At 60.6% G+C, this 7,162-nt stretch carries 9 protein-coding genes; 2 read left to right on the forward strand and 7 right to left on the reverse strand.

Annotation, left to right across the window (positions count from 1 at the left end):
• Positions 1–167: 167 nt before the first annotated feature.
• From ABX75_RS27770 to ABX75_RS27795, 7 genes are all read right to left on the reverse strand, one after another.
• Complete coding sequence (locus tag ABX75_RS27770) at positions 168–1,037, reverse strand: HD-GYP domain-containing protein (RefSeq protein WP_223198360.1); 870 nt, start codon at positions 1,035–1,037, stop codon at positions 168–170.
• An 83-nt stretch (positions 1,038–1,120) separates the two neighbouring features.
• Positions 1,121–1,396 (reverse strand): DUF3391 domain-containing protein, encoded by a 276-nt coding sequence (locus ABX75_RS29865; RefSeq protein WP_267130131.1) that lies wholly within the window; start codon positions 1,394–1,396, stop codon positions 1,121–1,123.
• A gap of 156 nt (positions 1,397–1,552) precedes the next feature.
• Complete coding sequence (locus ABX75_RS27775) at positions 1,553–1,933, reverse strand: hypothetical protein (protein ID WP_001054412.1); 381 nt, start codon at positions 1,931–1,933, stop codon at positions 1,553–1,555.
• Positions 1,930–2,256, reverse strand: coding sequence for a hypothetical protein (locus ABX75_RS27780; RefSeq protein ID WP_047883117.1), 327 nt, complete (start codon positions 2,254–2,256; stop codon positions 1,930–1,932). The genes ABX75_RS27775 and ABX75_RS27780 overlap by 4 nt, the downstream gene beginning before the upstream one ends.
• 23 nt (positions 2,257–2,279) lie before the next feature.
• Complete coding sequence (locus tag ABX75_RS27785) at positions 2,280–2,615, reverse strand: hypothetical protein (protein WP_000741275.1); 336 nt, start codon at positions 2,613–2,615, stop codon at positions 2,280–2,282.
• Between the two features lie 14 nt (positions 2,616–2,629).
• The gene (locus ABX75_RS27790; RefSeq protein WP_001172026.1) at positions 2,630–2,965 is read right to left on the reverse strand and encodes a helix-turn-helix domain-containing protein; all 336 of its coding nucleotides are present in this window, start codon (positions 2,963–2,965) and stop codon (positions 2,630–2,632) included.
• Positions 2,946–3,323 carry a type II toxin-antitoxin system RelE/ParE family toxin gene (locus ABX75_RS27795; RefSeq protein ID WP_003151133.1) on the reverse strand — a complete coding sequence of 126 codons (378 nt, stop codon included), beginning with the start codon at positions 3,321–3,323 and terminating at the stop codon, positions 2,946–2,948. The genes ABX75_RS27790 and ABX75_RS27795 overlap by 20 nt, the downstream gene beginning before the upstream one ends.
• Positions 3,324–3,514: 191 nt before the next feature.
• Between ABX75_RS27795 and ABX75_RS27800 the strand changes: the two genes are divergently transcribed.
• Both ABX75_RS27800 and ABX75_RS27805 read left to right on the forward strand, forming a co-directional pair.
• Positions 3,515–4,117, forward strand: a complete 603-nt coding sequence (locus ABX75_RS27800) for a recombinase family protein (protein ID WP_010465829.1) — start codon at positions 3,515–3,517, stop codon at positions 4,115–4,117.
• Positions 4,101–7,130, forward strand: coding sequence for a Tn3 family transposase (locus ABX75_RS27805; protein WP_047883118.1), 3,030 nt, complete (start codon positions 4,101–4,103; stop codon positions 7,128–7,130). The genes ABX75_RS27800 and ABX75_RS27805 overlap by 17 nt, the downstream gene beginning before the upstream one ends.
• Positions 7,131–7,162 lie beyond the last annotated feature (32 nt).

Genomic DNA, 7,162 nt, shown 5'->3' on the forward strand with positions numbered 1-7,162 from the left:
GGGGATGTAAGCCGGAACCCCAGAAATTTCCGTCACCCTAGTTGGGTGGGCTCAACACTCGTGTCACCAGCTACCTTCTGGAGAATCGAGCTCGGCCATCCCTCCCTGGACGGGCATCGCTCGACGATGTTCAACGGCTCCCTCACGGGGCCGTCGTTTTGTGGGGGCTATTCCATCCACAAGTCGTCGAGGTTCTTGAAGTTCCAGAGCGTCGGGTCTTCGGGGCCAGTGATACTGTCCTTGCAACTCGTGGCCGCCAGGTCGATGGTCTGCATCGGGATCGGCTCTCTCGAGCGTAGCGAGAAGAACACGCGAACCTTGGGAGTCAGCAGTGATTCCATTCCCGGCTCAACGACAACGGCCAGACGCTGAGAGGACAGGCGAACCAAGGAGCCGACGGGGTAGATGCCCACGGCCTTGACGAAGGCGTGGAAGATGCGTTTGTCGAAATGGCCCTCCCACTTGGCCATCTGCCGCATCGCCGCGGACGGGTCCCACGGCTTTTTGTAGGCTCGCTCCGACGTCACGGCATCATAGACGTCGCAGATTGCGCCCATGCGGGCCAGGAGTGAAATGGCGTCACCGGCCAAGCGATCCGGGTAGCCGGTTCCGTCGATCTTCTCGTGATGGTGCAGGGCAATGTCCACCACCCCGGGCTCGGCCCCGCCTGCGCGCAGCATCTTTGCGCCCTCCACAGGGTGGCGCTTCATGATGGCGAACTCGGCATCGGTGAGCTTGCCTGGTTTGTTAAGCACTTCCAGCGGCATCGCGGCCTTGCCTAGGTCGTGCATCAGTCCGCCGATGCCAGCCAGGCGCGTTTGCTCCTCGTCTAGATCGAGATGCCGGGCCAGCGATAGCATCAGGGCGCAGACGGCAACCGAGTGCAGGTAGGTGTAATCGTCGTGCGTTTTGATGCGTGCGACGCTGATGAGGGCATGAGGTTGGCGCAGCACCGAGGCAGCGATTTCTCCGACCAGCGGCAACGTCGTGCTTGGGTCGACGGCCTTGCCAAGCCGGGCTTCCTGGAACATGTCCATGACTTGGGACTTGGCCGCAAGACAGAGTTTCCGTGCATAACACATTTCGCTCTCCATTGAGGTTGCGCCGTCACTTTTCTTGCTTAGTGGACTAGACGGCAGAGATTGCTCCTCCGACAATTCTCTGGGCTCTGGGCTCTGGGCTCTGGGCTCTCTGGGCTCTCTGGGCTCTCTGGGCTCTCTGGGCTCTCTGGGCTCTCTGGGCTCTCTGGGTCGACTTGGCTTTTGGCCAAGTCGACCCAGACCTCCCCGACGCCACATTCTCGAATGGCAGAGAGATCCTGAGGCTCGGTCAGCAGGAAGCTGCCGCGCCAGAATGGGTGTCGAACCCAAGAGCCGGCGAGCTTGTGGATGTACATGCCGAGACGAAGCTCGGATACGGGAATGCGTTTTACCAACTTATTTTCCTTTCTGAGTTGGGTGGTTAGGCGTGCGCCGAGGCTGGCACCCAGCGGTAGAGCGGAGGTAAGGTCACGCCAAGATTCTTGGATCAGCCGGAACCGCCGAAATTTCCGTCAGCCGATCAACATGGCTTTGTCTCGCGCTCGGTCGATGCGTTCCTGCATCGCCTGCATGACTTCTTCGTGGGTGTACGACTTGGCGTTGGGGTCGTCGGCCTCTCGGAGAGCTTCCTCGACCTCGCGGGTCATCCGCGCATATTCTTCCGGCCACAGCGCTTGCTCCATGCGCAGCGACGCCTGCCCAAGCAGGTGCAGCAGGCCGAACAGCCGCATGTCATTGGTGGCGACGACGTGCTCTCGAATCCGCTCCTGGATCACCTCGCAGGCCCGATGCGCCTCTGGCGTCGCCGTGCCCTCGTAGCCGGCTGGGAGTTCTGCTTCTTCAGCGATTCGCGCCCAAGCGATAGCCAGCGCCTCGATGGTGGACAGGTTCATTTGCTCATCCACTTGCGCAGCAGACGCTTTTTCAGGGAGGCGCGCTCTTGCGGATTGCGTCCCTTGTGGTTGGCAATGCGATCCGCCGTGGCGGCCTGGCGCTTGATGGGCCAGTAGGAGCGGCCATCCTTACCCATCGACCAGACGTTGCTGACCTGGTTTTCCAGTAGAGGCAGATGGGCGCATAGAGCTTTCGGCGACGCGCTGGCCAGCGCGGTGCGCTCGTGGGTTCGCCAGCGCTGATGCCAGAGTTTCTTGTCCTCGCGCTCGCTACGGCAGGTCGTGTGCCCAACGATGGGCGTTTTGCGGCGGCTGCGGCTCATGATGTGGTTGTCTCCAAGAACATTCAGGACAGGCTTTCTGGGTAGAGCGCCGTCAACCGGGACAGGGTTTCTTGCACTTGTTCCAGCGAGGTCATCAGATGATCAACCTGATCCTGAAGATCCACGGCGAGATCAAATAGCTCAGCCACTCGGCTGCGTGATCCCTCGTTGAACGCGGCCATTGCCAGTTGATGCAGCTTCAACAGGTCGGTGCGCAGTTGCGGAGGTGCGCCGTCTGCGCTGTCATTCAAATCGCCGCGCAGCACGTCCACGGCATCGACTGCACGCAGCAGTGCCGTGGTATCGAAATTCTCGGGAGTCAGTTCGTCCCATTCGTCGTCGGTGATGCGGGCTGCCATCAGGAGAGCTCCGATTAAGCGGTTGCGAGCGTTAGATGCCCGATCGGCTCGGCTGCTGGCCGTACCTTGATTTCGATGTCGTAGCCGAGGCGATTCAGACAATCCATCAGCTTGCGTTCGGATAGATTGGTGAAGTCGCCGCGCATCATGCCCGACACCTTCGGTTGCGGGATGCCCATGCGTTTGGCCGCCGCTTGTTGAGTCAGCCCAAGGGCGCGCATGGCCCTCCTGATCTCGACCACCAGGCCGGTCTTGATCTTGAGCTTTTCAGCGTCAGGCAGTCCAAGGTCGGCAAAGACGTTGCCCGAGCTGCGCTGAACCTCGACGCCTTCAATGATTCGTTTTTGCATTTCGTAGCTCCTGTGCCAATACCTCGGCCACCTTCAGCCGAGCGCGGATGATGTCCATGTCGGCCTTTGGCGTGGCGATTCCGCTCTTGCTCTTCTTCTGGAAGCAGTGCAGGACGAACACCGCTTCCGCAAACTTGACCGTGTATACCGCTCGATAGGTGCCGCCGGCATCGTCTTCGACGACCTCCAGCACGCCGGCACCACCGAACCCCTTGAGCACCTTTGCTGCGTCATCCTGATCGCCTATCTGCGCCAACGAGAGCGCGTAACCGAAACGGCGACGCACGTCGGACGGCAACGCCATCAAATCCTTGTGGCTGCTCGCGATCCATTCGAGCGGTTTTTCTTTGTTTGTCATGACGGAATTTTATACCTGTTCAGGTAATGATGTAAACGCGGCAACCTCAAGGAGGTGTCGTAAAACATTTGTTTTGCGACAGGCTGTCAGCCGCCGCTGTGCTACCTGTGCAACACCCCCTCAAAAATGTACGGAAAACTCTATCGCTATTCACTATTATGCGGAAACCTGTTTTTGATGGTTATCCGCCTATGTTGGTTGGCTACATGCGCGTGTCGTCGGACTCCGACCGCCAGAGCACGGACTTGCAGCGCGACGCGCTGCTCGCCGCCGGCGTCGATCCGCGTCACCTGTTTGAGGATCGTGCCTCTGGCGCGAAGGATGACCGTGCCGGCTTGGCGCGGGCGCTTGAGTTCGTTCGAGCCGGCGATGTGCTGGTGGTGTGGAAACTCGACCGGCTCGGTCGCTCGCTGTCGCACCTGCTCGCCATTGTGACTTCGCTCAAGGACAAGCGGGTGGCGTTCCGCTCGCTGACAGAGAACCTGGACACTACGACGCCCTCGGGCGAATTCCTGTTCCAGGTGTTCGGTGCGCTCGCGCAGTACGAGCGCGCCTTGATTCAGGAGCGCGTCGTCGCGGGCTTGGCCGCCGCACGCAAACGCGGCCGGATCGGCGGCCGGCCGCAGGCGATCACTGGTGAGAAGCTGGACGCCATCGTCGCCGCGCTCGATGGCGGCATGTCTAAGGCGGCGGTGTGCCGCAACTTCAATGTCAAGCGCACTACGTTGATCGAAACATTGACGCGAGCAGGTTGGCGTGGTGCGGGAAGGACGGTCGATGAGCAACAAGAATAAGCTACTCACCGTCTTTTCTGACGCAGAGCAGGAAGCCTTGTACGGCCTACCGGACTTCGACGATGCTCAGCGGCTGGAATACCTGGCGTTGACCGAATCTGAACTGGCGTTCGCCAGCAGCCGGCCTAGCCTGCAGGCCCAAGTCTATTGCGTCTTGCAGATCGGCTACTTCAAGGCCAAGCATGCTTTCTTCCGCTTCGATTGGCATGAGGTCGAGGACGATTGCGCCTTCGTGCTGAGTCGCTATTTCCACGGCGAAGCGTTCGAACGCAAGGCGATCACCAAGCATGAGCACTACAGCCAGAGGGGTCAGATCGCCGAACTGTTCGGCTACCGGTCGTGGGCGGCTAGCTTCCTGCCGCAACTGGCACAGCAGGCTGAACAGATCGTGCGGCGCGACGTAATGCCAGGATTCGTGGCCGCCGAACTGATCGTTTGGCTCAGCGAGCACAAAATCATCCGGCCCGGCCACACCACCTTACAAGAGCTGGTCAGTGAAGCCCTGTCCACCGAACGCAGGCGCTTGGGCGGCTTGCTGGCAGAAGTGTTGGACGAATCGGCCAAAGCTGCGCTGGGCCAGCTCCTGGTGCGTGACGACACCCTGTCTCAACTGGCAGCGCTCAAGCAGGACGCTAAAGATTTCGGCTGGCGTCAGATGGCAGGGGAGCGCGAGAAGCGCGCCACGCTGAAGTCCTTGCACGGGATCGCCAAGGCGCTGCTGCCCAAGCTCGGCATCTCGCAGCAGAACCTGCTGTACTACGCGAGCTTGGCGAACTTCTATACCGTCCATGACCTGCGCCACCTGAAGGCGGAGCAGACCCGGCTCTACCTGCTGTGCTATGCCTGGGTACGTTACCGGCAGCTCACCGACAACCTGGTCGACGCGATGGCCTTCCACATGAAAAAACTTGAGGACGAGAGCCGCACGGGTGCGAAACAGTCCTTTGTCGCCGAACAGCTGCGACGCCATCAGGAAACGCCACAGGTTGGCCGCCTGCTGTCGCTGTACGTGGACGACAGCGTGGCCGATCCGACGCCGTTCGGCGAGGTGCGCCAACGCGCCTACAAAATCATGTCCAGGGAATTGCTGCAAAACACGGCGCAGCGCATGAGCGTCAAGCCACTGAACAAACTGGCGCTGCACTGGCAGGCGGTGGACGGCCTGGCCGAACGCATTCGACGCCATCTACGGCCGCTGTACGTCGCGCTCGACTTCGCCGGCACGGCCCCCGATAACCCATGGCTCGCGGCGCTGACTTGGGCCAAGAGCGTGTTCGCCAAGCAGCAGCGCCTATCACAACGGCCACTCGACGAATGTCCGGCGGCAACGCTGCCGAAACGCTTGCGTCCGTACCTGCTGATGTTCGATGCCGAAGGCACGCCGACAGGCCTGCATGCCGATCGTTACGAATTCTGGCTTTACCGTCAGGTCAGGAAACGCTTCCAGGCGGGCGAGCTCTACATTGACGACAGCTTGCAGCACCGGCATTTGTCCGACGAGTTGGTTTCGATGGACGAGAAAGCCGCCGTGCTCGCGCAGATGGACATCCCCTTCCTGCGGCAGCCGGTCAGTGCCCAGCTCGATGCACTGGCGGCCGAGTTGCGTGCGCAATGGGTGGCGTTCAATCGCGAGCTGAAACAGGGCAAGCTGACGCACCTGGAATACGACAAGGACACGCAGAGACTGACCTGGCGCAAGCCCAAGGGGGAGAACCAGAAGGCGCGCGAGCAAGCTCTCTACGAGCAACTGCCATACTGCGATGTCGCCGACGTGTTTCGCTTCGTCAACGGCCAGTGCCAGTTCCTGTCGGCGCTGACACCATTGCAGCCACGCTATGCGAAGAAGGTAGCCGACGCCGACAGTCTGATGGCGGTGATCATTGCCCAAGCCATGAACCACGGCAACCAGGTTATGGCACGTACCAGCGACATCCCGTACCACGTCCTGGAGAGTACCTACCAGCAGTACCTGCGCCAGGCGACGCTACTTGTGGCCAACGATTGCATCAGCAACGCCATCGCCGCACTGCCGATCTTCCCGCATTACTCGTTCGACCTCGATTCGTTGTACGGTGCCGTTGATGGGCAGAAATTCGGCGTCGAGCGACCAACTGTGAAGGCGCGCTACTCGCGCAAATATTTCGGCCGCGGCAAGGGCGTCGTCGCCTACACGCTGCTGTGCAATCACGTGCCGTTGAACGGCTACCTGATAGGCGCACACGAGTACGAGGCTCACCACGTGTTCGACATCTGGTACCGCAACACGTCGGACATCGTGCCGAGCGCGATCACCGGCGACATGCACAGCATCAACAAGGCCAACTTCGCCATCCTGCACTGGTTCGGACTTCGTTTCGAGCCGCGCTTCACCGACCTCGACGACCAGTTGCAGGAGCTGTATTGCGCCGATGATCTGGCATTGTACGAGAAATGCCTGATCCGGCCGGCTGGCCAGATCGACCGGCAACTCATCGTCGGTGAGAAGGCGAACATCGACCGAATCGTCGCCACACTGGGCCTGAAGGAAATGACGCAGGGCACGCTGATCCGCAAGCTGTGCACCTATACGGCGCCGAACCCGACGCGGCGCGCAATCTTCGAGTTCGACAAGCTCATCCGCAGTATCTACACACTGCGCTACCTGCGCGACCCGCAACTGGAGCGTAATGTTCACCGCTCGCAGAACCGCATTGAGTCCTATCACCAGCTACGCTCGACCATCGCCCAAGTCGGTGGGAAGAAGGAATTGACCGGCCGCACCGACATCGAAATCGAGATCAGCAACCAGTGCGCCAGGCTGATCGGCAACGCGATCATCTTCTACAACTCGGCGATCCTGTCCCTGCTGCTGACGAAGTACGAGGCAGCTGGCAATGCCAAGGCGCTGGCGTTGATCACGCAGATGTCGCCAGCGGCCTGGCGGCACATCCTGCTGAACGGGCATTACACATTCCAGACTGACGGCAAGTTCATCGACCTGGATGCGCTCGTGGCGGGACTGGAGCTGGGCTGACGGAAATTTCTGGGATTCCGGCGTACAACCCC

It is taken from the genome of Pseudomonas sp. ARP3 (assembly GCF_001029595.1).
Taxonomy (GTDB): domain Bacteria; phylum Pseudomonadota; class Gammaproteobacteria; order Pseudomonadales; family Pseudomonadaceae; genus Aquipseudomonas; species Aquipseudomonas rhodesiae.